The organism is Cognatishimia coralii, from assembly GCF_037478305.1.
Lineage (GTDB): Bacteria > Pseudomonadota > Alphaproteobacteria > Rhodobacterales > Rhodobacteraceae > Cognatishimia > Cognatishimia coralii.
In genome coordinates this window covers 89,950-116,010 of sequence record NZ_JBBGAZ010000006.1, presented here as the reverse complement: position 1 = coordinate 116,010, position 26,061 = coordinate 89,950, and the positions used below count along the sequence as shown (strand labels likewise).

The following is a 26,061-nucleotide window of genomic DNA, read 5'->3' as shown; positions in this document are numbered from 1 at the left end:
CTGAAATCGCTAACGCTTGGGTCACAAGCTGTGACGCGAGTCGGCGGCAGTGTCAATGCAGCGCAGTCGGCCGTTTTGCCCAGATCACGACCACGTCATCAGCACCGTTGTTCAAGGCAGCCAAAAGGTGATCTGTGCGGATCCCCGGCAAGGCTGCGAAGGCGTCAAACAATTGGTCAGACCCTTCGGCGTTGACAGGGATATAAAGGTCCGCCTGCCCCGACTGGCTGAGCACCCAAACTGGTGGTTTGGACCGGGGATCAAGGCTTAGCATCGAGAGCTCCCGAACCGACATTGACCCTCCGTTGAATGGACCGAAATAGCTGATTTCGCTTTCATCAACAGTCACGACGCCAGCACCGCCTGCTCCGGTGCGAAATCGTGCGCGTTGCAAGCCTGTAAAGGCTAGGAGTGCACCTGCTAGGGCAACGGCCACGCCGACCCATTGAAGTAGGCCCGGAATGGTCGTCCAATAGAGCCCAAGCATCGTGACAAGCACACCTAGGATCGCCTCGCGCCATCGGGCTAGGACAAGCTGAGCCTCGGGACGGATAAAGCTCATGCCCAATCCCCAAGCGTTTTCTGCCACAAAGCCATCGCTGCGACTGCCGCCGTATCCGCCCGTAGAATACGCGGTCCGAGCGACACGGTCACAGAGCCCTCCATGGCTTTCAACCGTTCACGTTCCCGATCAGAGAACCCACCTTCAGGACCAATAAAGATCGCCCAAGGCGTACCTCGTCCGGTCCCGTCCGGCCCGTCCTCGGCCCCAGCAGTGATGAGCGACAGCGACGCGCGTCCCACCTCTGCTTCATCACAAAACATGATCCGTCGATCAGAAGGCCAGTCCGCAAGTAGGCGATCAAACTTCTGCAGATCTGCCACCTCAGGCACAAAAGTCCCGCCGCATTGCTCTGCGGCTTCGACCGCATGGGCTTGCAAGCGATCCTGCCGCACGCGTTCGGAATTGGTGAACTCGGTCTGTACAGGCACGATCCGCGCAGCACCCATTTCGGCGGCTTTCTCAACGATGAAATCCGTGCGGGCTTTTTTGATCGGCGCGAACACAAGCCAAAGATCTGGCGGCAGCTGCAGCGGCTTCGTCAGCTCAAGGCAGATCAGTTCCCCTGCGCGCTTACCCGCGCTCGCAACTTCGGCCCGAAACTCGTCATCCACGCCATTAAACAGCAAGACCTGCGCCCCGACCGTCAGCCGCATTACGCCGAAAAGATAATGCGCCTGATCACGATCCAGAGGAACCGATTGCCCTGCCCCCAAAGGGTGATCTACATACAGTCTGACTTTTGCATCCTTCATGAGGACTTACATATGGGCGAGTCGCCGCGAGCACCAGAGCCAGAAGGTCAGGTTTCTGACGCCGTCAAAGGCAATTGGGTGGATCACACTGCGCCTGCTTGGTCCCGTCCTTACCTCAGACTTTCCCGCGCGGATCGTCCGATTGGCACGTGGCTCTTGTTCCTGCCATGCCTTATGGGGCTTTCACTTGCGATCCTCAGCGACAATATTCTGACGTTGCATGACCTATGGACAGCTGTCGCCTGCTTTGCCGGAGCTTTCCTGATGCGCGGCGCGGGATGCACGTGGAATGACATCACGGATAGAAATTTCGACGGGCAGGTCGAACGCACCAAGTCGCGTCCAATCCCGTCAGGACAAGTCAGCGTGCGCGGCGCGGTGATCTGGATGCTGATCCAAGCGCTTTTGGCCTTTGCGATCCTGCTCACATTCTACACAAACGCGATCATCCTAGGCGCTGTGGCCTTGGTGCCCGTGCTCGTTTACCCGTTCGCAAAACGCTTCACTTGGTGGCCGCAGGTCTTTTTGGGCATCGCCTTTAACTGGGGCGCTTTGCTGGGTTGGACCGCGCACACCGGATCTTTGGCCTGGCCTGCCCTGGTGCTTTACGTATCTGGGATCACATGGACGCTCTTTTACGACACGATCTACGCCCATCAGGACAAAGAAGACGATGCGCTGATTGGCGTGAAATCCACGGCGCGGCTGTTTATGGAGGCCACGCCGAAATGGATGCTGGGCTTCCTGATTGCAACGGTCTCCCTGATGGGAGCCGCCGTAATTCTGGTCACGCTGGATCGCAGCCCGCTGTCCTTGGTGATCGCTTTGGCAGGCCCTTGGGCGATGGGGTGGCATTTGACGTGGCAGCTTAGGGTTATGGAGATGGACAATCCTGACAACCTGCTGAAACTGTTTCGCGCCAATAGGGATGCCGGGCTCATCCCTTTGCTGTTTTTTGCCATCGCCTATTTCGTCTGATTGAAAGAACACCATGAATTGGCGTAACACCTTGGCAAACTCACGATCCACGATCTCTTCAATGCGTTTGCCTGTGAATCTTCCGTTCAACCTGCCGATGGTTGGAACTTTCCTCTTAGCCGCTGCCCTCAGCGTCGTGGCCGCGTTTTTCACGGCCTTGGCAGTCGAAGACGTGTCAGAGGACGGTGTCCTTGAGGCGCTCGAAGCCAAGAACATGGATTGGGTCGAGGTCCACGCAGAAGGCCTCAATGTATTTTTGACTGGCATCGCGCCACAGGAATCAGACCGCTTTATTGCGCTCAGCGTCGCGGGCACCGTCGTGGATGCGGCGCGCGTGATCGACAATATGGACGTTCAGGCCTCGGTTGCTTTGGCACCGCCTAAATTCTCGATTGAGATCCTGCGCAATGATGCGGGCATTTCCTTGATCGGCCTGGTGCCAGAGGAAAACAACCGTCAGGTCATTCTGCGTAGCATGACAAAGATCGCCGGTGGGGCCGAGAACCTCAGCGATTTTATGGAAGTTGCCGAACACCCTGTTCCAAGCGGCTGGTCACAAGCGCTGGGTTTTGCGATTGAAAGCCTCGAAGACCTGCCGCGCGCAAAAGTCTCGGTGGAAAGTGGTCAGGTGACCATCACCGCGATGGCCGACAGCCCCGAAGAGAAAATCACCCTGCAATCGCGGATCATGCGCAATGCGCCGTCGAGTGTTGATGTCGACCTTACGATCTCATCGCCGCTGCCGGTGATCACGCCCTTCACGCTGCGCGCGACCTTTGAAGGCGAAAGCTTTGAGTTTGACGCCTGTTCCGCAGACACGGTTCAGGCGCGTGACAGGATTTTGGACGCGGGACGTGCCGCGGGCATGGTTGGTGACGCAGATTGCACCATTGGCTTGGGAGTTCCAACACCGAAATGGGCGGACGCCGCTGAGGTCGCCATCAAAGCGGTCAAGGATCTGGGCGGTGGCTCGGTCACCATTACGGACGCGGATATTTCGCTGATTTCCTTGCCGAACATGGATGCTGCTCGGTTTGACCGTGTGGTTGCGGAAACCAAAAAGGCTCTGCCAGAGGTCTTTACGCTGCATGCCACTTTGCCGATTATCGAAGACGGCGAAGTACAGATCCCCGAGTTCAGCGCAACGCTCAGCCCAGAAGGCTTGGTGCAACTGCGTGGCAAACTGGGATCCGAGCTCAGCCGCACAACGATCCGCAGCTATGCGCAGGCGCGCTTTGGCAGCGACAGCATCTATGATGCGACCCGTTTGACAGACACACTGCCGGTGGGTTGGGCCAATCGCGTGATGGCGGGGCTGGATGCGCTGTCTGAGTTGCACAATGGATCGATGACGGTGACCCCAGATGTGGTGGATGTGCGCGGCCAATCCGGGCGTCAGGACGCGGGCACGCGCATCAGTCAGGTTTTGAACACCAAACTCGGCGAATCCCAACTCTTTGCCCTGAATATTGCTTACAACGACGCGCTTAATCCGCTGGCCAATCTTCCGACGCCAGAGGAATGTCTGGCGGATATTCAGGCGACGCAATCTGATAGCAAAATCCTGTTTGAGTCAGGCTCTGGCACTTTGGACAAAACCGCGGGTCCGATTCTGGATCAAATCGCAGAGATCCTAAAAGCCTGCGGCGGCATCCGCCTGCAAATCCAGGGTCATACCGACAGTCAGGGCCGCGAAAGCATGAACCAGGCGCTCAGCCAAAACCGCGCGCAATCGGTTCTAGCCGCCCTGCGCGAGCGTCGCGTTCTGACGGGCAATTTCGAAGCGGTAGGCTTTGGCGAGAGCCAGCCCATTGCGGACAATGAAACCGCAGAGGGCCGAGAGGCCAATCGCCGGATCGAATTCGTGATCCTAGAGGAAGAAGAGGCCGAAGAAGAGACCGAGGAGGGATCGACTGAGGCCACTGAGGACACCGACGAGGCCGCCGAAGGCGAGACCACCGAAGAGGAGACTGAGAATGTCCAGAACTGAGTTTATCATCGCCACCGCGATCGTTCTCTTTATCGCATTCAGCCTTGGATGGTTCGCCAATTGGCTGGTGCATCGCTTTACGCGCGTGGCACAGTCTGACGTGGATGAACTGGAACGCATGAGCCAGGAATTGCATGAGGCCGAAGAGACCCGCGATCAAGCGATTGTCTACCTGCAGCAGCGCGAAGCCGAGCTGACCAATCAGCTTAGCCAGACCGAAGCGGAACTCGCCGCAGCGATGGAAGGTTTGCGGGACGCGCGGGCGCAGCTGGGCTGATCTACCAGCGTTTTAGCGCTTCTTCGTCGTCATCTTTGGCGGCCACCCATTCCGCGCCCTCTGACGTGATCTCGCGCTTCCAGAACGGCGCGCGGGACTTCAGGTAATCCATTAGGAAATCCGCCGCTTCAAAGGCGGCCTTGCGATGGCGCGCAGCTGTGGCCACCATCATAATCATCTCACCCGGCGCAAGATCGCCATGGCGGTGGATCACCAGCACATCCTGCAACTTCCACCGCGTCTGCGCCTCGGTGGCAATCGTCGTCAAAGCCTTCTCGGTCATGCCGGGATAATGCTCGATTTGCATCTCGGTCAGCGTGCCGGCGTCGTTGTTGCGCACGATGCCTGTGAAAGTCACCAGAGCGCCAACGTTTTCATGGCCTTGGGCAAACTGGGCAGTTTCCGCGCCCACATCAAAGGACTCTGATTGCACAAGAATGCGCATGGTTAGCCTCCGGTCATTGGAGGGAAAAACGCCACTTCGCGCACGCCCTCTAGTGGCGCATCAAAATCAGACAGCTCTTGATCCAACGCCACGCGAAGCGCACCGAGATCTGAGAATGCCAAGGCATAACGCTCTTCTCGCTCGCGCAGTTCCTCCACCAGATCCATAACTGAAACAGCGGTGGTGTCGACCACCTCTTTCGGAAGGCCAATGCGTTCGCGCACCCATGCGAAATAAAGAACCTGCATGATCAATCCCTCAAATGCGGCGCGGCTTTGCGGAAATAGTCAAAACCGGTGATCACCGTCAGAACCGCCGCGATCCACATTAGGCCAATCGCGCCATAGGTCGACCAGATCATCCCGTTGTAGAGGTGACGCACACCCAGCGGATCCTCTCCGTTTCCGGCCAGGATATCCTGCACGATCTGGTAATCCATGCCCCAGGTCCACATGCCGAAATAATGCTCAAACAGCCCCTGAATGATCAAAACAGAGATCGCGACCATCTGGGTCGCTGTTTTCCATTTCGCCAGTTTCGTGACTTTCAAAGTCCCTGCGACATCGCCCAGAAATTCGCGCAACCCAGAGACGAAAACTTCGCGAAACAGGATCAAGGTCGCTGGAAAGAGGATCCACAAAGATAGGGATGAAAAGACCACCATCACAGCCAGAGCGATCACCACCATCGCCTTATCCGCAATCGGGTCCATCATGGCGCCCAGCTTTGAAACCTGCTTCCAGCGCCGTGCCAAATAGCCATCAAGATAATCCGTCAGCGACGCGCAGATAAACACCGCCAAAGCAGCCCAATCTGCGAAAGGCCGCGGCATCAACAAAAAGAAAACAGCGATCGCTGGCGCCGCGAGAAGGCGCAGGACGGTCAGTAGATTGGGGACGTTCCAGTTCATGCCACATCCCTAGCCTGTCCCGCCCGTCAGGAAAAGCGCGGTTTTGGTAAAACACATCAAAATGACGAAAGGCCGAGCACTGGGATATGCTCGACCTTCCCACAATGCCTAAAGACTTGTTAGATCTCAAAAAGGCCTGGGTTTTGGCGGCATTTCTTCCAGCAATCTGGGACGCGTGCTTTCGAAATGCAAACCCAAGACGATAGGTGTTTCTCCGTCGATTCATTCTAGATTGAATCTACTCAAGGAAATAAGGGAATGAGGGATAAACCCAGATCACTTTCGGCTTATTGGCTACCCGAACGGATAGGTGCGCACTTATTCGTTAACCTTGGCTTTGAAAGACGGCAGGGCTCGGGGCATTAGTCCCTTATTTTCAGCCCCCCTCGTGAAAGAACCCATAGATCGTTTCGGCCAATGCGTCGGACACGCCATCCACAGCCTTAAGGTCCGCGAGGTTGGCACGACTAACGGCCTTAGCGCTGCCGAAATGCGCCAAGAGCGCGCGTTTTCGCGTCGCGCCGACACCGGGTACATCGTCCAGCGGCGTTGCCCCGACCGATTTCGCGCGTTTGGCGCGATGCGTCCCAATTGCAAACCGGTGGGCTTCGTCTCGCATGCGTTGGATGAAGTATAGGACCGGGTCGTTGCGGCGTAACGCAAAGGGTCGGCTGCCGACGCGGTGAAATTCCTCTTTGCCCTGATCGCGGTCGACACCTTTCGCGACGCCAACCATGGGCACGTCCTCGACGCCAAATTCCCGCATGATCTCGGCCACGGCGCTAACCTGTCCGGCACCCCCATCGATCAGTAATAAATCAGGCCATTGACCGTTCTCGCGGTCGGGATCTTCTTTTAAGAGGCGTTTGAAACGGCGAGTGAGAACCTCTTTCATCATGCCGAAGTCATCGCCCGGCGTGAGGCTGTCGCCCTTGATGTTGAACTTGCGATAGCTGTTTTTCGCAAACCCATCTGGACCTGCCACAATCATCGCGCCCACCGCATTGGTGCCCTGAATATGCGAGTTGTCATAGACCTCTATCCGTTCAGGCGGTGCGTCCAGATCAAAGGCCTCGGCGACACCCGCCAAGAGTTTCGCCTGCGTGGCGCTTTCGCTCATCTTGCGACCCAAGGATTCCCGCGCGTTGCGGGTCGCGCCTGCAATCAGCTCTGCCTTTTCTCCGCGCTGAGGCACCACGATCTCGACCTTACGTCCGGCCTTTTCCGAAAGCGCCTGCACCATCAGATCCGTGTCTTCGATCCCATGCGACAGGATCAACTGTCGTGGGGGTTCCTTGGTGTCATAGAACTGGCCCACAAAGGCCTGCAACACCTCAGACGGCGCGATATCGGCACCAGCCCGCGGGTAGAAATCGCGGTTGCCCCAGTTCTGATTGGCGCGGATGAAAAACACCTGCACGCAAGCCTGACCGTTCTCCATATAAAGCGCGATGACATCGGCCTCGGCAACACCGCGGGGGTTGATGCCCTGCGCGCTCTGAACTTGCGTGAGGGCGCGGATCCGGTCGCGCAACACCGCCGCGCGCTCGAAGTTCATCTCTGCGCTGGCGGCCTGCATTTCACTTGCGAGCTTTTCCTGAATGTCGGTCGACCGACCGGACAGATAGCGTTCTGCATCCGCCACCGAAGCCGCATAATCCTCTGCGCTGATCTTGCCCACGCAAGGCGCAGTGCAGCGTTTGATCTGATACTGCAGACATGGACGCGTGCGGGTCTCAAAGCTTGCATCCGAACAATCGCGCAGCATGAAGGCTTTTTGCAGTTGATTGAGCGTACGATTGACCGCCCCAGCGCTGGCGAAAGGGCCGTAATAGGCTCCCTTTTCTTTCTTGGCGCCTCGGTGCTTCTGAAGGCGCGGAAACTCATGCGCCTTGCTGACCAGAATATTCGGAAAGCTTTTGTCGTCGCGCAGCAGCACATTGTACTTCGGCTTGAGCTGTTTGATCAGGTTTTGCTCAAGCAGGAGCGCTTCGGTTTCTGTCTTGGTGGTCAGAAACATCATCGACGCGGTTTCACTGATCATCCGGGCGATCCGCCCTGTGTGCCCCGCCGGTCGCGCATAATTGGACACCCGCGCACGCAAGTTGCGCGCCTTGCCCACATAGAGCACCCGCGCCTGCGCATCGAGCATGCGATAGACGCCCGGTGAGCCATCCAGCGTCTTCAGATAATCCTGAATTCGGGCATGGCCGGTTAAGGAGTCCGGCGAAACTTGGGGGCTTTCGGTCATGGATTAATGAAATATGATTCTTTGTGTCTCGCTGCAATGACCACACAGGTTTGACAAGGGAAAACATGTCCACGATTTCTGTGGATAAGTCTGGATATAACTTTCTCTGACCAAGCGATTTCCCTTGTTTTTATGCAGGCTCGACGAATTGCCTAAAAAATAGGCACTATTTTAAGCCATTGATTTTAAATAAAACTTTTTTTCTTTCTTGAAGATTACTCTTTTCAGAGCCTCAAATGTAACAGTGGTGTGACTTAGCGTGACAAAGTGCACAACTTTGGCGAAGCCCTAAACAAATCGCGTATTAACAAAGGTTTAGAGGTTTGGTTGCGTACCGTTCAAATGCACACGCATAAGGAGAGTTACCTAGCCTTAGGTCAAGACAGCCAACAGATAAACAACATAGGCCGCCGTCAGCAGAACACCCCACCGACGGGTGATGTCTTTCCTAAAGACAACGAACGGCAGCAGAAGCAAGCTCGCGCCCAGCATCACCCAGAGATCGAAATGCAGAAGACCTGGAGCGACGGGAATCGGCCCAACGAAACTCGCAATTCCGATAATGGCCAAAAGGTTGAACATGTTAGAGCCAATTACATTGCCCAACGCGACATCCGCCTGTTTGCGCAGGGCCGCCATCACAGTTGTCGCGAGCTCGGGCAAACTTGTGCCAATGGCAATCAGCGTGAGGCCAATCACGGTCTCGGGGACGCGGAACATGCGTGCAATTTCGATGCCACTGTCGACCAATAGATCCGCGCCCAGGGGCAAGCCAATCAGGCCCAGAACCAAGAAGACGCAAATCTTCCACCAAGGGGCTTCTGGATCCAGGCCCTCCAGGTCTTCTTCGTCCTCTGGAGAGCTGACTGCACAGGTACCGTCCTCGGACTTGCGATGCGCGATCGCTGAGCGCGCTGCGTCCCAAAGGATGACGGCAAGCACCGCCAATAGGATGATGCCGCTCACCCAAGTGAAAATGCCAACAAAGGCCAGCCCCATGAACAGCACGGTAGACGCCATCATAATGAAATAGCTTTTGCGCGTGTCGCATTCGCTGGTTTGCAGCCGACTGAGGATCGCAGGGATGCCAAGCACCAAAAGGATATTTGCCGTGTTAGACCCGATCACATTCCCCAAAGCCAAACCCGGGGCGTCATCGTCAATCGCGCTGATCGCAATCAAGAGCTCGGGGGCTGAGGTGCCAAAAGCCACGATGGTCAGGCTGACGATCAAAGCGGGGATACCAAGCCGCAGACTGATGTTTACAGCTCCACGCACCAGCGCATCGCCTGCCAGCAACAAAATCACCAGCCCTAAAGCCGCGGTCAGCCATACGAGCATGCGTTCTAGCCCTTCTTGCTCTGGCAAGCGCAGGGGCCCTTGCCGATCCTAAAGCGCCCACATTTGGCGCATCTCGCACTCTGCAATCGTTTCTGTCCCGGAATGGTGAATTTCCCGAACATCGCGAGGACTGCGATGAAAACGAGGAATATCGAGACAGCTTTAAAAATCATGTCAGAGGCCAAACCGTGCGTAGGTCGCACGTTCCTCTAGGCCGGCCAGCGCATCTTGAGTGACACGCGCTCCGAACCGTTGCCACATCGAGCGGCGTTGTTCATAGCGGCGGAAACGGACCTTCTCGCCGAATTTCTCTTTCATAGTTGGCACCAGATGTCCGACTGCATCCGCGAGACCGGCCTCAATGGCCTTTTCGCCCACCCAGATTTCGCCAGTGAACAGGTCTTCGCCTTCGGCGAGCTTGCTGCCCCGTCGGGTTTTGACGTGATCGATAAAGACCTCGTGGATTTGCTCGAGCATGCCGGACAGCCGCGCGACGTCTTCTTCCTTCTCGGGCTTGAAAGGATCCATCATGGACTTGGATTTACCAGCCGTATGCACGCGACGTTCAATACCGTGGCGCGCGATAAAGTCCTGTGCGCCAAACCCCGCAGAGATCACACCGATCGAGCCCACGATAGAAGAGCGATCCACATAGATCTCATCCGCCGCCGCCGCCAGCCAATAGCCCCCAGAAGCTGCCACATCCTCAACAAAGGCATAAACCGGAACGTTCTTTTCCTCGGCCAAACGCCGGATACGCGCGCCAATGAGGGCGCTTTGCACAGGGGACCCGCCCGGAGAATTCAGGATCAACGCCACCGCCGAAGGTTTGCCACGCCGAAAGGCTTTCTCGATCAAAGGCGCGAGACCTTGATCACTGAGCCCACCACGAGAGCCAGCCGCGATCACCCCCGAAAGTCGCAAAACGGCGACAGTGTTCGGACGCTTGGAAAATGGGTTCAATCGGGCCATGAGAGCCATGTAGAGTTCGCCTCCTTTGATAACAAGGTTTTTGACGCTTGAAATCGCGATGTTTACGTGAATTTTTCTGCCAAAATGGGACGCAAAGTCCCATTTTTTGACATTTTCGAGAAACTAGTTCCGAATTTTCCATCCAGTCTTAAAGATCCACCAAATCGCGACCAAACACAGCGTGGTGAAACCGGCGATGGCAAAGAGGCTGATCATGATTGGAACGTCCGCAAGCCCAAAGAAGGCCCAGCGGAAACCAGAGATCAGATAGACCACCGGGTTAAACAAAGTCACGATCTGCCAAAAGTCCGGCAACATCGAAATCGAATAGAACGAGCCGCCCAAGAACACCAAAGGCGTGACGATCAGCAAAGGCACCAATTGAAGCTGTTCAAAGTTGCTCGCCCAGATACCGATAATAAAGCCAAACAGCGAGAAGCTTAGGCACGTCAGCACCATAAAGGCGATCATCGCAGGCCAGTTCTGGATCTGAATGTCTACAAACAAGGCCGCCGTCGCGAGGATCACGATGCCGATGAACATCGACTTGGTCGCGGCTGCGCCGACATAGCCCACAACGATCTCGAGGAAATTCACGGGTGCCGAGAGCAGCTCGTAGATCGTGCCGATGAATTTCGGGAAATAGATCCCGAAAGAGGCGTTCGAGATACTCTGCGTAATGATCGAGAGCATGATGAGGCCCGGCACGATGAAGGCGCCATAGGACACGCCTTCGACTTCCTGGATCCGGCTGCCGATGGCTGCGCCAAAGACCACGAAATAGAGCGACGTTGAAATGACCGGTGAGATGAAGCTCTGGGCCAATGTGCGGAAAAAGCGGGCCATCTCGAACATGTAGATGGCGCGGATAGCTGTCCAGTTCATGCGGCGTCTTCCTTGTGAACGAGGCCAACGAAAATGTCTTCGAGGCTGCTTTGCTCGGTTTGCAGATCGCGTAGGGTCAGCCCTGCGGCGGCGATGTCACCTAGGAGCGAGGTGATACCAGTGCGATCCGCCTTGGTGTCATAGGAATAGGTGAGCGTTCTGCCGTCCTCGCCCAAAACGAGGTCATAAGACGCAAGCCCCGCGGGGATCTCTGAGATCGGCTCTTGCAACTCGACGTTAAGTTGCTTTTGGCCCAGACGTTTCATGAGGGCGGTCTTTTCTTCGATTAATAGAAGCTCGCCTTGGTTGATGACGCCCACGCGATCGGCAATGGCTTCGGCTTCTTCGATATAGTGGGTGGTCAGGATGATCGTCACTCCACTGGCCTTCAGATCCGCCACGATATCCCACATGTCTTTACGCAATTCGACGTCGACACCTGCAGTCGGCTCATCCAGAAACAGCACTTTCGGTTCGTGGCTAAGGGCCTTGGCGATCAGGACACGGCGCTTCATACCGCCGGACAGCGTGCGGATCGCGTTGTCCTTTTTGTCCCAGAGCGACAATTGCCGCAGGATCTTTTCGATATAGGCCGGATCGCGACGTTTCCCAAACAGGCCGCGCGAGAAGGTCACCGTGTTGAGGACGGTCTCAAACGGCTCAAGGTTCACTTCTTGCGGCACCAAGCCGATGATCGTGCGCGCTGCGCGGAAATTGTCGTTGATGTCGTTGCCGTCGACCGACACAGACCCAGAGGTCGCTGTGGTGATTCCGCAGACAGTCGAGATCAGGGTCGTTTTGCCGGCCCCGTTTGGCCCGAGCAAAGCAAGGATCTCGCCTGCTTCGATATTCAGAGATACGCCCTTAAGGGCCTCAAAGCCCCCGTCGTATCGTTTCACAAGGTCTTTGATTTCAAGAATTGACGTCATGGCTGTCCCTCTTTCTTGCCTGCGACATAGGCGTATCCCTGTCGCAAACCAAGCCCCGCATAGCGGATATACAGAACTGCATGGATGCGCGCACAAAGGCAAGAGAGACCTCGGAAACAAAAACCGCGCGCAATCGCACTTTCAGGCTGATTTCCCTCTTGACCCTCCCCTTGGGCTGGCTTAATCCCCCGCTACCCGTGGCGCGGTAGCTCAGTTGGTTAGAGCGAACGACTCATAATCGTTAGGTCGGGAGTTCAAGTCTCCCCCACGCCACCACTTTCCCCCTTCGATACGAAAAAGACACCGCAAAAATGCGATGCCTGTCATTGTACGTTGTGGCGCAGGTTTAGCCTGCGCGCACTGTGTCGATCATGAGCTGAACGTTCTCGGGGTCCGCGTCAGGCGTGATGCCGTGGCCGAGATTGAAAATATGTGGCCCCTTGGACAGCGCCTGACAGATGCGGCGCGTCTCGGAAACCAGATCATCCCCACCGGTCACCATATGGGACGATTGAAGATTGCCTTGCACGCAGCCGTCGGTCTGCACATTCTGCGCAACCCATTCCGCCGTCACCGCGTCATCAAAGGCCACACAATCCGCGCCGGTGGCTTTGGCAAAGCCCGCATAGCGTTCGCCTGCCCCACGCGGGAAAGCGATGATGGGCGTTTCAGGGTGCATCGCTTTTAATGCCGCGATGATCTTTTTGATGGGGTCCAGCGAGTATTTGTCAAAATCCGCGCCTTTGAGCGATCCTGCCCAGCTGTCAAAGAGCTTCACCACTTCGGCGCCTGCTTTGATCTGTTCGGACAGGTAGAGGATCGTGCCTTCTGTCAGGCGGTCGATCACCTGATCAAACAGTGCGGGGTTCGTGTCTTTCAAAGCATGGGCCGGGCCTTGATCCGGTGTGCCTCGACCAGCGATCATATAGGTCGCAACGGTCCAAGGGGCTCCGGCGAAACCAATGAGCGTTGTTTCCGTGGGCAATTCCCGGCGCAGGATCCGCACGGTTTCATAGATCGGGTTCAGCGTATCGTGGATTGCATCCACTGGCAGCAGTTTGTCGAAGTCCGCCTGACTGTCGATCGTGGACAAACGTGGACCCTCGCCGGTCACAAACCAAAGGTCCGCACCCAAGGCCTGCGGCAAGAGCAAGATGTCCGCGAAGAGGATCGACGCATCAAAACCATAGCGACGGATCGGCTGCAACGTGACCTCGGCGGCCAGCTCGGAGTTATAGCAGAGCGACAGAAAATCCCCGGCCTGCGCACGCGTCGCGCGGTATTCCGGCAGATAACGCCCAGCTTGACGCATCATCCAGATTGGAGGGGTTGGCAGGGTCTCGCCCGCCAGGGCTCGTAGAATTGTTTTTTGCTGCGCCATAGTTCACCTCGCAAAGTCTTTGGTTAGGTCTAGCGCCAGCGACAAGATGTCAAGTGCAGCGGTGCTTGTCAGGACAATGGGACGCGGGTAGAGGTTCGGCCATGACGATCAAACTCCCTTCCTCTGACGCGCCGTTGAAAATCGGCACCCGTGGTTCGCCTTTGGCATTGGCACAGGCCCATGAAACGCGGGATCGGCTGATGGCTGCGCATGATTTGGGGGCAGAAGCCTTTGAGATCGTGGTCATTCAAACCACCGGTGACAATCGCCAGATGATCGACGCGGATCGCCCTTTGAAAGAGATCGGCAACAAGGGACTTTTCACCAAGGAGATCGAAGAGGCCATGCTGCGCGGTGATATCGACATCGCGGTACATTCGACCAAGGACATGCCGACGGTGCAGCCTGAGGGTCTGGTGCTAGATGTGTTTTTGCCACGAGAGGACGTGCGGGATGCGTTTATCTCTCTGAAATATAAATCAATTTCCGAGCTGCCTGAGGGAGCGATTGTTGGGACGTCGTCATTGCGTCGCCGTGCGCAGCTGTCGCAAATTCGCCCTGATCTGAAGCTGGTCGAGTTTCGCGGCAATGTTCAGACACGCTTGAAAAAACTCGAAGATGGCGTGGCGGATTGCTCGTTTCTGGCGATGGCCGGGCTGACCCGTCTGGGTATGACAGACCGCGCGACCGCCGCAATTGAACCCGATGAAATGTTGCCAGCGGTGGCACAGGGCGCGATTGGGATCGAACATCGCGCGGACGATCTACGTGCCGCAAACATGCTGGCTGCAATCCACCACCCCGAAACCGCAGCCCGCGTCACTTGCGAACGCGCGTTCCTTGCGAAACTGGACGGGTCCTGTGAAACACCGATTGCCGCGTTGTCAGTGATTGAAGGTGATGAAATCCAACTGCGCGGAGAGATCTTGCAACCGGACGGATCAGAACGGCTGACCGCCGAGGGTCGTGCGCCTGTGGCTGGTGCCGTCGACTTAGGCACAAAGCTTGGCGAAGAGATCCTCGCCAAAGCCCCGTCAGATTTCTTTAGCTGGCGCTAGACCCATTTCGCCAAAGGCGGCAGGCTCATGAGCACCGCATTGGCGTCATGACCCGTCTCTAGGCCAAACTTAGTTCCCCGGTCATAGACCAGATTATATTCGGCATAGAGCCCACGGTGCACAAGCTGCGCATCTTTCTCGGCTTCTCCGAAATCATCGCCCCGACGTTTTTCGACCAAAGGCTGATAGGCCGGCAAAAACGCACGGCCAATGTCTTGGATGAAACTAAAATCAGCTTCCCAATCGCCGGTGCAATGGTCATCCAAAAAGATCCCGCCAACACCCCGCGCGCGACCGCGATGCGGGACAAAGAAATACTCATCCGCCCAGGCCTTGAGACGCGGGTAATGCGCCTCTCCGTGTTGGTCGCAATGGGCCTTTTGCACCGCGTGGAAATGCGCCGTGTCTTCATCATACTCAAGGCAAGGATTCAGATCAGAGCCGCCGCCGAACCACCACGCATGCGGAGTCCAGAACATCCGCGTGTTCATATGAACCGCCGGACAATGCGGGTTCTGCATATGCGCCACGAGGGAAATGCCGCTGGCCCAAAAACGCGGGTCCTCTTTCATCCCAGGAATGCCCTTGCGCGCTGCCATCGCGTTCTGCGCACGTTCACCCAAGGTGCCGTAGACGGTCGAGACGTTCACACCAACCTTTTCAAACACGCGACCGCCGCGCATCACGGACATCAGGCCTCCGCCCGCGTCCGAGCCATCCTCGGCAGAGCGTTTGGTTTCAGTGACTTCAAACCGCCCCGCAGGCTGATCCGCGAAAGGCCCTTCGGAATGGCTGTCTTCTAGACCTTCAAACGCAGCGACAATCGTATCGCGCAGCTCGCGAAACCAGGCACTCGCGCGTGCTTTTTCTTGAGACAGATCCTCAGACATCGGGGACTCCTAGGTTAGTGAACCGGAGTTTGCACCGGATCAATCAAAGTGCGCCCGCCATCGACCGTAATCACCTGACCGGTGACAAATCCCGCCGCGTCGGACGCCAGATAGCGCACGGTATCGGTGACTTCGGCGGCAGGGGCAATGCGACCAAGTAGCGTGTTGTCCTCGATGGTCTTGCGATACTCGGGATGTTCCTTGAGCGTGTTTTGCATGCTCGCGCTCATGACCGAGCCGATTGCCACCGCATTCACACGGATCTGATGTTCTGCCAGTGCCGTCGCCAGTCCCCGCGTCATCTGATCCAGAGCCGCTGTTGCCATGGAATAGCCCATCAGGTTGGGCTGCGTCCGGCAGGCCGCAATAGACGAGAGGTTCACAATGGCCCCTGCCGCACCCTCTTCATCCTCATTTTGCTTGATCATGCGCTTGGCCACCGCTTGTGACAGCCGCAGCGAGGTCATGAGGTTTTGGCTCAGCATGGTCTCAACCGAGTCGTCATCCATGTCCAAAGGATCCGTCATCAGGATCTGGCGGCTGGCGTTGACCAGAATATCGACACGCTCAAAGGCATCGACGGTGGCCGAAAGAAGATTCGCGATGGTGAGGCGTTCGCGCAGGTCGCCGGCGAAGTGAATGACATTGGAGCTGTCGGGAAAGTCTCCGACCTCTTTGGACAATTGTTCGTCATCCATGTCCGCCATCACGACATTCGCACCGCGATCCGCAAATTCCCGCGCCACCGCGAGGCCGATCCCGTTGGCTGCGCCGGTGATAATGGCGGTCTTACCCGCGATAGAAAAAGACATGGCCTCGCCCTCTGATTCTGAGAAAACTTACGCGGAATTAGCGCCGCGCGCGAGCGGGCCGTTCGGCGCGCAGGATTTTGAACCGATTGTCGCCGGTTACCTCTTCGACTTTGGCGAAATGTGCTTCAAGCGTTGCCTCATAGGGCAGGTGCCGATTGGCTACCACCCAGAGCTGACCCGTCGGCGCGAGCATACGTGCCGCCGCCGCGATAAAGGCGCGGCCCAGATCAGGATCCGCCGCACGCCCTGTGTGAAACGGAGGGTTCATAACCACCGTGTTCATCCGCGCTCGGGGTTCCCACGTGGTCGCATCGGCCCAATGGAATGAAGCGCGCGGGTCGGTGACATTGGCCTTGGCACACTCGAGGGCCGCGTAATCGGCTTCGATCAAATAGAGGTCCTCGACCTCGCCGCGTGTCAGGATTGTGCGAGACAGATAGCCCCAGCCCGCACCCAGATCGGCAACCTGTTTGCCAAGCTTTTCAGGCAGTGCCGCCGCCAACGCCTTAGACGCCGGATCAATCCCATCCGCGGAAAACACACCCGGGCGGGTTTGAAAGCCTTGGTCGACTTCAGAAGGGGCGTCGTTCTGCCAGTCCGCAAAATCACCGCCCGCGAACCAGAACAATTTGCCATGCGCCTTGGAAAAACTTCCGGCGACATCGGCGCGTTTCTTACAGGCCTTCAACATGCTGTCGATGCCATCGGTCTTTTGGCCATCGACATAAACAGGCCCACCCAGCGCGGCGGCCTGCGCAACCCGCAGCTGCGCCAACGCCTTGGCACGCGGCAGGAAAACAACTGACGCTGCAAAATCACCATCGGGCTCTATGGCACAGTCATAACCCGCCGCCGCAAAAACATCATGGGCCGGTTTTAACGGCTGCAAAATCACAGCACGGTCTTTGGGGATCTCAGCGATATCCGCCAAATTGCTTGGCCCAAAGACGGCAATCTGACCTTCATCAGGCAAAACCACCTGCCCCGACTCAAGCGCGAGCGTAAGACGTTCACTTGCCATCCGACTCTGATCCGAGCGCGCGGGCTCAGATCACTCCTTTTCCATGGTGCATTGCAGCGGGTGCTGATGGCGGCGGGCAAAATCCATGACCTGAGTCACTTTGGTTTCCGCAATCTCGTGGCTGAACACGCCAACAACGGCGACGCCTTTTTTGTGAACCGTCAGCATGATCTCAAACGCTTGGGCGTGGGTCAGGCCAAAGAACCGCTCAAGGATCTGAACCACAAACTCCATCGGCGTGTAGTCGTCATTGAGCAGCAGCACCTTATACAAAGGTGGGCGTTTGGTTTTGGCACGGGTTTTGACCGCGACGCCTGTATCGGCATCGTCGTCACTGTTCATAGACATGCGCAGCGGTTCCAAAATCATGGTCAAATCTATCCGTCCCAGATGATGAAGGCTGTATATAGCTTAACATTCCGTTTAGAAAAGAGGTTGGGCAGCAATTGCAGGGCATTATGGGCGGAAAACTCACAACTATCGGCTTTGATGCAGACGATACGCTTTGGCACAACGAGCGGTTTTTCCGCATGACCCAAGACCGATTCGCAGAGCTTTTGGCGGATTTTGCGGAACAGGATCACCTCGAAGAACGGCTTTTGGAGGCCGAGAAACGCAATCTAGGTCACTATGGATTTGGCGTGAAAGGCTTTGTTCTTTCGATGATCGAAACCGCGATTGAGGTCACAGAAGAACGTGTGCCCGCCGCAGTGATCGCTGAACTTATGGAAGCCGGACGCGAGATGCTTAACCATCCGATTGATCTTTTGCCCCATGCCGCCGAAGCCGTCGCCCATTGTGCGGAAAACCATCGCGTTCTTTTGATCACCAAAGGAGACCTCTTGGATCAGGAACGCAAGCTCGCGCAATCAGGCCTTGGCGATCTGTTTGACGGTGTTGAAATCGTCTCGGACAAACGTCAGTCCGTCTATGAAGACATCTTTGCTCGTCACGGAGACGGTGCCGATCTCGGCATGATGGTCGGCAACTCGATGAAATCCGATGTTGTACCGATGGTCGACGCAGGCGGATGGGGCATTCATGTTCCGCATGGATTAACCTGGGCTCTCGAAGTGGCCACTCCGCCGGACGGTCACTCAAGATATCGGCAGATTGAGGCGCTGAACGGGCTTCCAGCCTTGGTTGATGAGATTTCGAAAGCGTAAATACGCGCCAAGGCAATTTCGCCCATATGGTATCCGGCTTCAAGCTCACCACTAAATATGGATTTACCGGACTTTAATTTCCAGAAAAGTAAATGAATCAAAGGGTTTATTCGATTCTCGCTCTGTGGTAGATTGATCTCAATAAAATTCGCCGAAGAAACGGCATCGAGGCAGTAAAGGCAGAAGCAGTGAAGGATCGGAGCAGCAGTCCGACCCATCGCGGGTTGGCGATTCTTGCGTCACTCTTGTTGTTTTTGGGGTTCGTGACCCCAGCTATCGCAGCACCCTATGCGGCGATGGTGATCGACGCGCGCTCTGGCGAAGTCCTGCATTCTCGCAACGCTGACACCCGACTGCACCCGGCCTCTCTGACCAAAATGATGACGCTCTACATTGCCTTTGAAGCGGTCAAAAACGGCGAAATCACCATGGACACCAAGGTGCGCGTGTCTAAGCACGCGGCGGCGGAACCCCCTTCGAAACTCGGATTGAAATCCGGTCAACGCATTGCCTTGCGCTATCTGGTGCGCGCAGCAGCAGTGAAATCGGCAAATGACGCGGCCACTGCAATTGGCGAAGCGATTTCCGGCTCTGAAGCGGCTTTTGCCCGCCGGATGAACCGCACGGCCAAAGCACTCGGCATGTCCAACACCACATTTCGCAACGCACATGGCCTGACGGAATCCGGTCACCTGTCGACTGCCCGTGACATGACGACCATGGGGCGGCATCTGCTCTATGATTATCCGCAGTACTACAACCTCTTCTCACGCACCTCGACCTATGCCGGCGTGCGCGAAGTTGCCAATACCAACCGTCGCATGCTGGGCTCTTATCGCGGTGCTGATGGTATCAAGACAGGCTACACCCGCGCGGCTGGCTTCAACCTAGTAGCTTCGGCTGAACGCGGTAGTGAGCGTATCATCGCGACGGTCTTCGGCGGTCGCTCCACAGCGACGCGGAATGCTCGCGTGGCGGAACTTCTGGACCTGGGCTTCAAACGTGCACCAAGCCGCGTCGCCCTGCGCAAGCCCGCTTTGCCGGTCTATAACGGGTCCCCGAACCAATCCGTAGGTAGCAAAACCGTGCGCGTCGCGACCGCTATCAAGAAAAGCCTGCGCCCTAAGCTGCGCCCCGGATCAGCCGCAACACCCGCCGCTGCGCCTCTGATTGCGGAGGTGGATCCCAATGCCATCAACCTAGGCATCGAAGACGCGCTTCAAGAAGCCAAAAGCGCATCGCTGGTGAACAAAGAACCAACACGCCCTGCTCCGCTTATTGTTGAGGATCAGGAGCCTCAGGTTGTTACGCGCCTAACCACATCTGGCGGTCGCCATTGGGGTATCAACGTCGGACGCTACACCAGCCGCTACGCCGCCGAGAAAATGCTGCTCAAGACGGCCCTGTCAGAGATCAACACACTGGATGGATCCCTGCGCAAAGTGGTCAAGTCGAGCCGGGGGTTTGACGCGAACTTCATGGGCCTGTCCCGCGAAACCGCAGACCTCGCCTGTCGCCGCCTGCAAGCGCGGCAAATTTCTTGCTTCATGATCGGGCCAAGCTGAGCGCCCACGCGTTGCTATTTGGATATTTTTGGCAAGAGAAAGAGGCGGATTTCATCTTGTCCCAAGTACTCAAATCCTAGGCTGGCACCGCCGCGAGAAGCTCTTTGGTGTAGTCGGTTTTGGGCGCCTCAAAGATCTCGGACGCCGTGCCGGTTTCCACCACATCGCCTTGTTTCATCACCATGATCTTGTGGCTCATTGCGCGCACCACATCGAGGTCGTGGCTGATGAAGAGATAGGCAAGGTCGTACTTCTTTTGCAGGTTTCGCAAGAGGTCCACGATCTGAACCTGCACCGTCATATCCAATGCCGAGGTTGGCTCATCCAGCACCAGCAATTTCGGTCGCAAAATCATGGCGCGAGCAATGGCGATGCGTTGGCGCTGGCCGCCTGAGAACTCATGCGGGTAGCGATCCATCGTGGCGGGATCGAGCCCAACTTCTTCCATCACTTCGCCGACCAACACGCGCGTGTCGCGCCCGTCGGGTTTTCCGTGTACGCCAAGCCCTTCGGCGATGATCTGTTCGCAGGTCATGCGCGGGCTGAGGCTTCCGAAAGGATCCTGGAAAACGATCTGCATGTCTTTGCGCAAGGCGCGGAGCTCACGGGTTTTCAGGTTGCGTATGTCGTTACCCTGAAAGCGAATTGGACCTTCCGAGCCGATCAGACGCATGATCGCAAGCGCGAGCGTTGTTTTGCCCGACCCGCTTTCGCCCACAATGCCGAGCGTTTCGCCTGCCCTGACGGTCACCGAAGCTGAGTTGACTGCTTTGATATGGCCAACAGTGCGACGCAAAAGGCCGCGTTGGATAGGAAACCAGATGCGCAGCTCGTCGGTTTGGGCGACCACATCAGCATCGTCCGACACAGGATCAGGCGCACCGACTGCTCGGGCACTCAGCAACGTCTTGGTGTAGTCGTGTTGCGGGTTGGCGAAGATCTCTGAGACTAGGCCAGCTTCGACAATCTCTCCGTCTTTCATGACGCAGACTCGGTCGGCAATTTGGCGCACGATGCCGAGGTCGTGGGTGATGAACAACAGCCCCATGCCTTCGGATTTCTTGAGGTCTGCGAGCAACTCGAGGATCTGGGCTTGAATGGTCACATCGAGGGCCGTTGTCGGTTCATCCGCAATCAGGATGTCAGGTTTATTCGCCAAGGCCATGGCGATCATGACGCGTTGGCGCTGCCCACCGCTCAGCTGATGCGGATAGCTTTTCAGACGCTCTTCAGGGTCTCTGATTCCGACTTTTACAAGCAGATCCACTATGCGGCTGCGTGCGTCGTCTCCGACAATACCTTGGTGGAGCGCAAGGGACTCTCCGAGCTGCTTTTCCAATGTGTGCAACGGGTTGAGCGAGGTCATCGGCTCTTGGAAGATAAAGCTGATGTCGTTGCCACGCACTTTTTGCAGCAGCTTTTCGTCAGCACTGACCATTTCCTGACCATCATAGGTGACGGACCCAGACACCGAGGCGCTTTCACCCAGCATCGCAACGGTCGACAGCGCGGTGACGGACTTACCAGACCCGGATTCCCCGACCAAAGCCACCGTCTCTCCGCGATCCAGAGAGAAGGACACGCCTTTGACCGCCTCAAAGGTTTGACCGTCCTGACGGAAGCCAACACGCAGATCTTTGACCTCTAGGATACTCATGAGAAGGTCTTTCGTGGGTCAAAGGCATCGCGCACTCCTTCGAAAATGAAGATCAAAAGCGACAGCATAACGGCGAAGGTGAAGAAGGCGGTGAAGCCGAGCCACGGGGCCTGGAGGTTCTGTTTCGCTTGTAGAGTTAGTTCACCTAACGAGGGCGCCGAGGACGGCAGACCAAAGCCGAGGAAATCAAGTCCCGCGAGGGTCGAGATCGTGCCTGTTACGATAAACGGCAGCATGGTCAGCGTCGCGACCATCGCATTAGGCAGCATGTGGCGGAACATGATCGTCCAGTTGCTGACGCCCAAGGCTTTGGCGGCGCGGACGTATTCGAGGTTCCTTGCACGTAGGAATTCCGCGCGTACGACGCCAACAAGAGCCGTCCAGCCAAAGAGCACGGTTAAGAACACCAAGAGCCAGAAACTTCGTCCCAAAATCGCGAAGAGGATAATGATGATATATAGGCTTGGTGTAGAGCCCCAGATCTCGATCACACGCTGGAAGATTAAGTCGACCCAGCCGCCGAAATAGCCTTGGATCGCACCGGCGATTATGCCGATGATACTCGCGCAGGTCGTTACGATCAGGGTGAAAAAGATCGACAATCGGAAGCCATAGATCACCCGCGCCATGACGTCTCGCTTGGTGTCATCGGTGCCAAGCCAGTTTTGCGCATTGGGCGGCAGAGGGGCCGCGCCGGGGCGCTCGACAGAAGACGTATAGGAATAAGGGATCAGCGGCCAGATCATCCAGCCTTTCTCAATCTCTTCGCCGTCGATCACGCCGTCTTGGGCGTCTTCGATATAGCCTTCGGGATCGTCAAAACAGAGCTCAAGCCCTCCGGTCTCGATGAGGCATTTCACCTCGGGATCGCGATAACCGGCTTCGGTTTGGAAATCCCCGCCAAAGGCCGTCTCGGGATAGAACTTGAAGATCGGCGTATAGAGATCGCCGCGATATTGCACGAGGATCGGTTTTTCATTGGCGATGAACTCGGCCATCAGGCTGAGGCCAAAGAGCACACAGAAAATGATCAGCGACCAAAAGGCGCGGCGGTTGCGGCGGAAATTGCGCCAACGCCGTTGGTTCAGAGGGGACATTTTGAACATCAGCCTTCCCTCCTCTCAAAGTCGATACGCGGGTCAATGAAGACATACATGAGGTCACTGAGGATCCCGACCACAAGACCGATGAGACCAAAGACGAAGAGGGTCCCGAAGATCACCGGATAGTCTCGCGCAACGGCTGCCTCAAAACCGAGCCGCCCAAGGCCATCCAGCGAGAAGATGGTCTCGATGATCAGCGAGCCTCCGAAGAAGACGCCGATGAACACCGCGGGAAAGCCCGCGATTACGATCAGCATGGCGTTGCGGAAAACATGCCCGTAAAGCACGCGGCTTTCAGACAGGCCTTTCGCGCGGGCGGTCATGACGTAGTGCTTTTTGATTTCGTCCAAAAACGAGTTTTTGGTCAGCAAAGTGAGGGTCGCAAAAGCAGAGATCGTGCTGGCCAAAACCGGCAAAGTGATGTGCCAGAAATAGTCGATGATCTTGCCATAGAGGCTGAGGTCTTCCCAACCGGAACTCACCAGCCCACGCAGCGGGAAAATGCGCCAATAAGAGCCGCCCGCAAAGAGCACCACCAGAAGGATCGCAAACAGGAACCCTGGGATCGCATAGCCGATAATGATCGCACCCGAGGTCCAGGTATCAAAAGGCGTGCCGTCTTTGACCGCCTTGCGGATGCCCAGAGGGATCGAGACGATATAGGCAATCAAGGTCGACCAGAGGCCCAGCGTGATCGAGACCGGCATCTTTTCCAGCACCAGTTCAAACACGCCGATCTTTCGGAAATAACTCTCGCCAAAATCGAACTGCATATAGTTCCAGATCATCGTAAAGAATCGCTCGACCGGCGGCTTGTCAAAGCCGAACTCACGCTCGAGCTCGTCTATGAACTCCTGCGGCAGCCCCCGCGCGCCGACATAGCGGTCATTCCCAGCGCTCTCGGCAACCTCGGAGCCTCCGCCCGAGATCGCTTCAAACACATCCCCACCCCCTTGGGCCTGAGCAATGATCTGCTCGATCGGCCCGCCCGGGACAAATTGCGTAAGAGTGAAGTTGATGACCATGATCCCAAAGAGAGTCGGGATCACGAACAACAAACGCCGGAGAATATACGCGCCCATTTAAGTCTTACCGCGCCAGTACACCTGCTGCGACAAGCTCAGCATTTTTGTCGGCTTCAAACCACCAGAAATCAAGCTCACCGCGCGCGTAGTCAGGCAAGGGATCTGGGTAGCCGTATTGATTATAGAAGGCGACGGTGTGGACGTCTTTGAACCACTGAGGCACCCAGAAGACTTCCGCGCGCAGGACGCGGTCTAGGGCGCGAACACCGACCCGCATTTCCTCTTTGGTCGTCGCACCAACGATGTTCTCGATCAAACGGTCAACAGCTGGACTATTCAGACCCATCAGGTTGCGCGAGCTTTCGTTGCGCGCTTCCGATCCGAACCATTGCTCAAGGCCGGTAGACGGCTCCAGCCCCTGTGTCATGACGTGGGTGGTCAGATCAAAGTCATAGCTGCGTGTGCGGTCCGTTTCCTGCGCAGGGTCCACACGGTTCAGCACGGCATCAACACCCAGACGTTTCAGGTTTTCAATGAACGGATTGTGGATCCGGTCAAAGGCGGGCGAGCTATCAAGGATCTCGACGCTTAGAACTTCGCCGTCTTTGCGACGCATACCGTCATCGCCGACAACCCAACCAGCTTCGTCAAGCAATGCAGAGGCTTTGCGCAAATTGCCACGATCCAGCTGACGCGCGCCAGACACCGGCGGCAGGATCGCCTCATCCGTCAGGATCGACGCATTTAGCAAGCCTTCGTCCACGAGCGGTTTCAACAAAGCCATTTCTGCGTCAGACGGCGTGCCAAGGGCTTCCATATCGGAATTGCCCCAGAATCCGTTCACGCGTTCATAAAGGCCAAAGAACAGAGACTCATTGGACCATTCGAAGTTGAACATCAAACCGATGGCTTCGCGGACGCGTTTGTCCTGGAATTTCTCGCGACGCAGGTTGAACACATAGCCCTGTGCCTGCGCGAGGTTGCCGTTGTGCAGCTCTGTTTTGATGACGTGACCGTCGCTAAGCGCTGGGAAATTATAGCTGGTCGCCCAAGATTTAGAGCTGTTCTCGCTGCGGAACGTGTATTCGCCGGCTTTAAAGCCCTCAAAAGCCGCGGCACTGTCTGCGAAATATTCAACGCGGATCTGATCAAAGTTGTAGCGCCCGACGGACACCGGCAGATCCTCGGCCCAATAGTCATCGCGACGCTTGTAGACGACTTGCTGGTTGATCTCGTAGCTATCGAGCTCATAGATCCCCGTGCCCATGATCGGCACCAAAGAGCTTTCATCCAGTCGCGCTCCAGTTTCTTCAAACCACGCCTTAGAGAAGGCGGGGAAGATACCGGCAAGACCAATGCGGTCGCGTTCCGGGCTGTCTGCGTTGAACGAGAATTTGATGCGGTGCGTGTCCAGAATCTCGACGTCCGAGATAAAGGCTCCAAAGGCTGCGCGGAAACTGGGCAGGCCTTGCTCCATAAAGAGGTCGAAGGTGAACTTCAGATCCTCGGCGCTCCAGCCTTTGCCGTCTGGGAATGTCACATCATCGCGCAGGTTAAAGATGACCCAGCTTAGGTCTTCTGGGTATTCCATGGTTTCACAAAGGAAGCAGTAGCTGGCGGTCGGATCATCGGCAAATGTGGTGAGGATATCCTCGTGACCAATCGTCGGGCTGCCGCCTGCGCGGCCTTTGCGCGTATAGGGGTTAAAGCTGTCAAAGGTACCCATGCCCCAGATCGCGATCTCTCCGCCTTTGGGCGCGGAAGCATTCACATAGTTCAGTTGCTGATAGTCGGCTGGGTATTTCAGGTCGCCAAAAAAGTTATAGCCGTGGCTGATGGTGATATTCTCATCTGCGAAAGCAGAACTGGCCGCCATGACGACCCCGATCAAACTGGCGCTCGCGGTCCAGAATTTCCAATCCCACGAAACGGCCTTGGTTTTGGCACCTGATGTCATCTGCGAAATCCTCCCAGCTTACGGCTGTCTCCATGCATTTCTTGGAATGTAACGTAATTTGCAGACTCGACCAGACTCAAGCCGAGAATGATAAACTTGCGATGAAATCTTCGGCATTTGCGCGTTAAGTC

The 26,061-nt window shown here is 56.5% G+C and carries 25 protein-coding genes and 1 tRNA gene; 7 read left to right on the top strand and 19 right to left on the bottom strand.

The features are described from left to right. Positions 1-52: 52 nt before the first annotated feature. Positions 53-562: a hypothetical protein gene (locus WG622_RS12150; protein WP_339403830.1), complete on the bottom strand. Its 510-nt coding sequence runs from the start codon at positions 560-562 to the stop codon at positions 53-55. Then, positions 559-1,317 (bottom strand): 16S rRNA (uracil(1498)-N(3))-methyltransferase, encoded by a 759-nt coding sequence (locus WG622_RS12145; protein ID WP_339403829.1) that lies wholly within the window; start codon positions 1,315-1,317, stop codon positions 559-561. Before WG622_RS12145 ends, WG622_RS12150 begins: the two co-directional genes overlap by 4 nt. A 12-nt stretch (positions 1,318-1,329) precedes the next feature. Between WG622_RS12145 and ubiA the strand changes: the two genes are divergently transcribed. The 3 genes from ubiA to WG622_RS12130 all read left to right on the top strand — a co-directional run bounded on the left by ubiA (position 1,330) and on the right by WG622_RS12130 (position 4,562). Further along, positions 1,330-2,295 carry a 4-hydroxybenzoate octaprenyltransferase gene (gene ubiA / locus WG622_RS12140; RefSeq protein WP_339403828.1) on the top strand — a complete coding sequence of 322 codons (966 nt, stop codon included), beginning with the start codon at positions 1,330-1,332 and terminating at the stop codon, positions 2,293-2,295. A gap of 61 nt (positions 2,296-2,356) precedes the next feature. Continuing rightward, on the top strand, positions 2,357-4,285 hold the full coding sequence (locus WG622_RS12135) for an OmpA family protein (protein WP_339403827.1): 1,929 nt from the start codon (positions 2,357-2,359) through the stop codon (positions 4,283-4,285). Continuing rightward, positions 4,272-4,562: a hypothetical protein gene (locus tag WG622_RS12130; protein ID WP_209357391.1), complete on the top strand. Its 291-nt coding sequence runs from the start codon at positions 4,272-4,274 to the stop codon at positions 4,560-4,562. Before WG622_RS12135 ends, WG622_RS12130 begins: the two co-directional genes overlap by 14 nt. A 1-nt stretch (position 4,563) precedes the next feature. Here the strand turns inward: WG622_RS12130 and moaE are convergent, their stop codons facing one another. From moaE to WG622_RS12090, 8 genes are all read right to left on the bottom strand, one after another. Beyond that, complete coding sequence (gene moaE, locus WG622_RS12125; protein WP_339403826.1) at positions 4,564-5,007, bottom strand: molybdopterin synthase catalytic subunit MoaE; 444 nt, start codon at positions 5,005-5,007, stop codon at positions 4,564-4,566. A 2-nt stretch (positions 5,008-5,009) separates the two neighbouring features. Further along, a complete protein-coding gene (gene moaD, locus WG622_RS12120) occupies positions 5,010-5,255 on the bottom strand; it encodes a molybdopterin converting factor subunit 1 (RefSeq protein WP_339403825.1) in 246 nt (81 codons plus the stop codon). Positions 5,256-5,257: 2 nt separating this feature from the next. Continuing rightward, entirely contained in the window at positions 5,258-5,917 is a 660-nt protein-coding gene (pgsA, locus tag WG622_RS12115) for a CDP-diacylglycerol--glycerol-3-phosphate 3-phosphatidyltransferase (RefSeq protein WP_339403824.1), read from the bottom strand. A 376-nt stretch (positions 5,918-6,293) separates the two neighbouring features. Then, a complete protein-coding gene (uvrC, locus tag WG622_RS12110) occupies positions 6,294-8,168 on the bottom strand; it encodes an excinuclease ABC subunit UvrC (protein ID WP_339403823.1) in 1,875 nt (624 codons plus the stop codon). A gap of 372 nt (positions 8,169-8,540) precedes the next feature. Beyond that, entirely contained in the window at positions 8,541-9,509 is a 969-nt protein-coding gene (locus tag WG622_RS12105) for a calcium/sodium antiporter (protein ID WP_339403952.1), read from the bottom strand. Positions 9,510-9,683: 174 nt separating this feature from the next. Continuing rightward, a complete protein-coding gene (locus tag WG622_RS12100; RefSeq protein ID WP_369077072.1) occupies positions 9,684-10,481 on the bottom strand; it encodes a S49 family peptidase in 798 nt (265 codons plus the stop codon). Between the two features lie 123 nt (positions 10,482-10,604). After that, on the bottom strand, positions 10,605-11,366 hold the full coding sequence (locus WG622_RS12095) for an ABC transporter permease (protein ID WP_339403821.1): 762 nt from the start codon (positions 11,364-11,366) through the stop codon (positions 10,605-10,607). Continuing rightward, the gene (locus tag WG622_RS12090) at positions 11,363-12,295 is read right to left on the bottom strand and encodes an ABC transporter ATP-binding protein (RefSeq protein ID WP_339403820.1); all 933 of its coding nucleotides are present in this window, start codon (positions 12,293-12,295) and stop codon (positions 11,363-11,365) included. Before WG622_RS12090 ends, WG622_RS12095 begins: the two co-directional genes overlap by 4 nt. 199 nt (positions 12,296-12,494) lie before the next feature. Between WG622_RS12090 and WG622_RS12085 the strand changes: the two genes are divergently transcribed. Further along, a tRNA-Met gene (locus tag WG622_RS12085) sits at positions 12,495-12,571 on the top strand. 70 nt (positions 12,572-12,641) lie between these two features. Here WG622_RS12085 and hemE read toward each other — a convergent pair. After that, positions 12,642-13,676, bottom strand: coding sequence for a uroporphyrinogen decarboxylase (gene hemE, locus WG622_RS12080; RefSeq protein ID WP_339403819.1), 1,035 nt, complete (start codon positions 13,674-13,676; stop codon positions 12,642-12,644). 101 nt (positions 13,677-13,777) lie between these two features. Here hemE and hemC point away from each other — a divergent pair, with 101 nt between their 5' ends. After that, the gene (gene hemC / locus WG622_RS12075; RefSeq protein ID WP_339403818.1) at positions 13,778-14,734 is read left to right on the top strand and encodes a hydroxymethylbilane synthase; all 957 of its coding nucleotides are present in this window, start codon (positions 13,778-13,780) and stop codon (positions 14,732-14,734) included. On the opposite strand, the gene hemF is transcribed toward hemC, so the two are convergent. Genes hemF through clpS form a run of 4 tightly spaced genes read right to left on the bottom strand, consistent with a single transcriptional unit; the run spans position 14,731 to position 17,826 of the window. Beyond that, positions 14,731-15,624: an oxygen-dependent coproporphyrinogen oxidase gene (hemF, locus tag WG622_RS12070; protein WP_339403817.1), complete on the bottom strand. Its 894-nt coding sequence runs from the start codon at positions 15,622-15,624 to the stop codon at positions 14,731-14,733. The two genes, hemC and hemF, sit on opposite strands and share 4 nt — an antisense overlap. Before the next feature lie 14 nt (positions 15,625-15,638). Then, positions 15,639-16,436: an SDR family NAD(P)-dependent oxidoreductase gene (locus tag WG622_RS12065; RefSeq protein WP_339403816.1), complete on the bottom strand. Its 798-nt coding sequence runs from the start codon at positions 16,434-16,436 to the stop codon at positions 15,639-15,641. A 37-nt stretch (positions 16,437-16,473) separates the two neighbouring features. Continuing rightward, positions 16,474-17,457 (bottom strand): class I SAM-dependent methyltransferase, encoded by a 984-nt coding sequence (locus tag WG622_RS12060; protein ID WP_339403815.1) that lies wholly within the window; start codon positions 17,455-17,457, stop codon positions 16,474-16,476. 30 nt (positions 17,458-17,487) lie between these two features. Beyond that, the gene (clpS, locus tag WG622_RS12055) at positions 17,488-17,826 is read right to left on the bottom strand and encodes an ATP-dependent Clp protease adapter ClpS (protein ID WP_339403814.1); all 339 of its coding nucleotides are present in this window, start codon (positions 17,824-17,826) and stop codon (positions 17,488-17,490) included. An 89-nt stretch (positions 17,827-17,915) separates the two neighbouring features. Between clpS and WG622_RS12050 the strand changes: the two genes are divergently transcribed. Both WG622_RS12050 and WG622_RS12045 read left to right on the top strand, forming a co-directional pair. After that, positions 17,916-18,623, top strand: coding sequence for an HAD family hydrolase (locus tag WG622_RS12050; protein ID WP_339403813.1), 708 nt, complete (start codon positions 17,916-17,918; stop codon positions 18,621-18,623). A 188-nt stretch (positions 18,624-18,811) separates the two neighbouring features. Next, entirely contained in the window at positions 18,812-20,188 is a 1,377-nt protein-coding gene (locus WG622_RS12045) for a D-alanyl-D-alanine carboxypeptidase family protein (protein ID WP_438839167.1), read from the top strand. A 76-nt stretch (positions 20,189-20,264) separates the two neighbouring features. Here the strand turns inward: WG622_RS12045 and WG622_RS12040 are convergent, their stop codons facing one another. From WG622_RS12040 to WG622_RS12025, 4 genes are read right to left on the bottom strand one after another with little or no spacing between them, the layout of a single operon-like run. After that, a complete protein-coding gene (locus WG622_RS12040; RefSeq protein WP_339403812.1) occupies positions 20,265-21,845 on the bottom strand; it encodes an ABC transporter ATP-binding protein in 1,581 nt (526 codons plus the stop codon). Further along, positions 21,842-22,951, bottom strand: a complete 1,110-nt coding sequence (locus WG622_RS12035) for an ABC transporter permease (protein ID WP_339403811.1) — start codon at positions 22,949-22,951, stop codon at positions 21,842-21,844. The genes WG622_RS12040 and WG622_RS12035 overlap by 4 nt, the downstream gene beginning before the upstream one ends. Then, positions 22,951-24,030: a microcin C ABC transporter permease YejB gene (locus tag WG622_RS12030; protein WP_339403810.1), complete on the bottom strand. Its 1,080-nt coding sequence runs from the start codon at positions 24,028-24,030 to the stop codon at positions 22,951-22,953. The genes WG622_RS12035 and WG622_RS12030 overlap by 1 nt, the downstream gene beginning before the upstream one ends. 7 nt (positions 24,031-24,037) lie before the next feature. After that, positions 24,038-25,930 carry an extracellular solute-binding protein gene (locus tag WG622_RS12025; protein ID WP_339403809.1) on the bottom strand — a complete coding sequence of 631 codons (1,893 nt, stop codon included), beginning with the start codon at positions 25,928-25,930 and terminating at the stop codon, positions 24,038-24,040. Positions 25,931-26,061 lie beyond the last annotated feature (131 nt).

Coding starts and splice junctions, on each gene's coding strand:
- WG622_RS12150 (WP_339403830.1), bottom strand. CDS start 562: ATGAGCTTTATCCGTCCCGAGGCTCAGCTTGTCCTAGCCCGATGGCGC.
- WG622_RS12145 (WP_339403829.1), bottom strand. CDS start 1,317: ATGAAGGATGCAAAAGTCAGACTGTATGTAGATCACCCTTTGGGGGCA.
- ubiA (WP_339403828.1), top strand. CDS start 1,330: ATGGGCGAGTCGCCGCGAGCACCAGAGCCAGAAGGTCAGGTTTCTGAC.
- WG622_RS12135 (WP_339403827.1), top strand. CDS start 2,357: ATGCGTTTGCCTGTGAATCTTCCGTTCAACCTGCCGATGGTTGGAACT.
- WG622_RS12130 (WP_209357391.1), top strand. CDS start 4,272: ATGTCCAGAACTGAGTTTATCATCGCCACCGCGATCGTTCTCTTTATC.
- moaE (WP_339403826.1), bottom strand. CDS start 5,007: ATGCGCATTCTTGTGCAATCAGAGTCCTTTGATGTGGGCGCGGAAACT.
- moaD (WP_339403825.1), bottom strand. CDS start 5,255: ATGCAGGTTCTTTATTTCGCATGGGTGCGCGAACGCATTGGCCTTCCG.
- pgsA (WP_339403824.1), bottom strand. CDS start 5,917: ATGAACTGGAACGTCCCCAATCTACTGACCGTCCTGCGCCTTCTCGCG.
- uvrC (WP_339403823.1), bottom strand. CDS start 8,168: ATGACCGAAAGCCCCCAAGTTTCGCCGGACTCCTTAACCGGCCATGCC.
- WG622_RS12105 (WP_339403952.1), bottom strand. CDS start 9,509: ATGCTCGTATGGCTGACCGCGGCTTTAGGGCTGGTGATTTTGTTGCTG.
- WG622_RS12100 (WP_369077072.1), bottom strand. CDS start 10,481: ATGGCCCGATTGAACCCATTTTCCAAGCGTCCGAACACTGTCGCCGTT.
- WG622_RS12095 (WP_339403821.1), bottom strand. CDS start 11,366: ATGAACTGGACAGCTATCCGCGCCATCTACATGTTCGAGATGGCCCGC.
- WG622_RS12090 (WP_339403820.1), bottom strand. CDS start 12,295: ATGACGTCAATTCTTGAAATCAAAGACCTTGTGAAACGATACGACGGG.
- hemE (WP_339403819.1), bottom strand. CDS start 13,676: ATGGCGCAGCAAAAAACAATTCTACGAGCCCTGGCGGGCGAGACCCTG.
- hemC (WP_339403818.1), top strand. CDS start 13,778: ATGACGATCAAACTCCCTTCCTCTGACGCGCCGTTGAAAATCGGCACC.
- hemF (WP_339403817.1), bottom strand. CDS start 15,624: ATGTCTGAGGATCTGTCTCAAGAAAAAGCACGCGCGAGTGCCTGGTTT.
- WG622_RS12065 (WP_339403816.1), bottom strand. CDS start 16,436: ATGTCTTTTTCTATCGCGGGTAAGACCGCCATTATCACCGGCGCAGCC.
- WG622_RS12060 (WP_339403815.1), bottom strand. CDS start 17,457: ATGGCAAGTGAACGTCTTACGCTCGCGCTTGAGTCGGGGCAGGTGGTT.
- clpS (WP_339403814.1), bottom strand. CDS start 17,826: ATGATTTTGGAACCGCTGCGCATGTCTATGAACAGTGACGACGATGCC.
- WG622_RS12050 (WP_339403813.1), top strand. CDS start 17,916: ATGGGCGGAAAACTCACAACTATCGGCTTTGATGCAGACGATACGCTT.
- WG622_RS12040 (WP_339403812.1), bottom strand. CDS start 21,845: ATGAGTATCCTAGAGGTCAAAGATCTGCGTGTTGGCTTCCGTCAGGAC.
- WG622_RS12035 (WP_339403811.1), bottom strand. CDS start 22,951: ATGTTCAAAATGTCCCCTCTGAACCAACGGCGTTGGCGCAATTTCCGC.
- WG622_RS12030 (WP_339403810.1), bottom strand. CDS start 24,030: ATGGGCGCGTATATTCTCCGGCGTTTGTTGTTCGTGATCCCGACTCTC.
- WG622_RS12025 (WP_339403809.1), bottom strand. CDS start 25,930: ATGACATCAGGTGCCAAAACCAAGGCCGTTTCGTGGGATTGGAAATTC.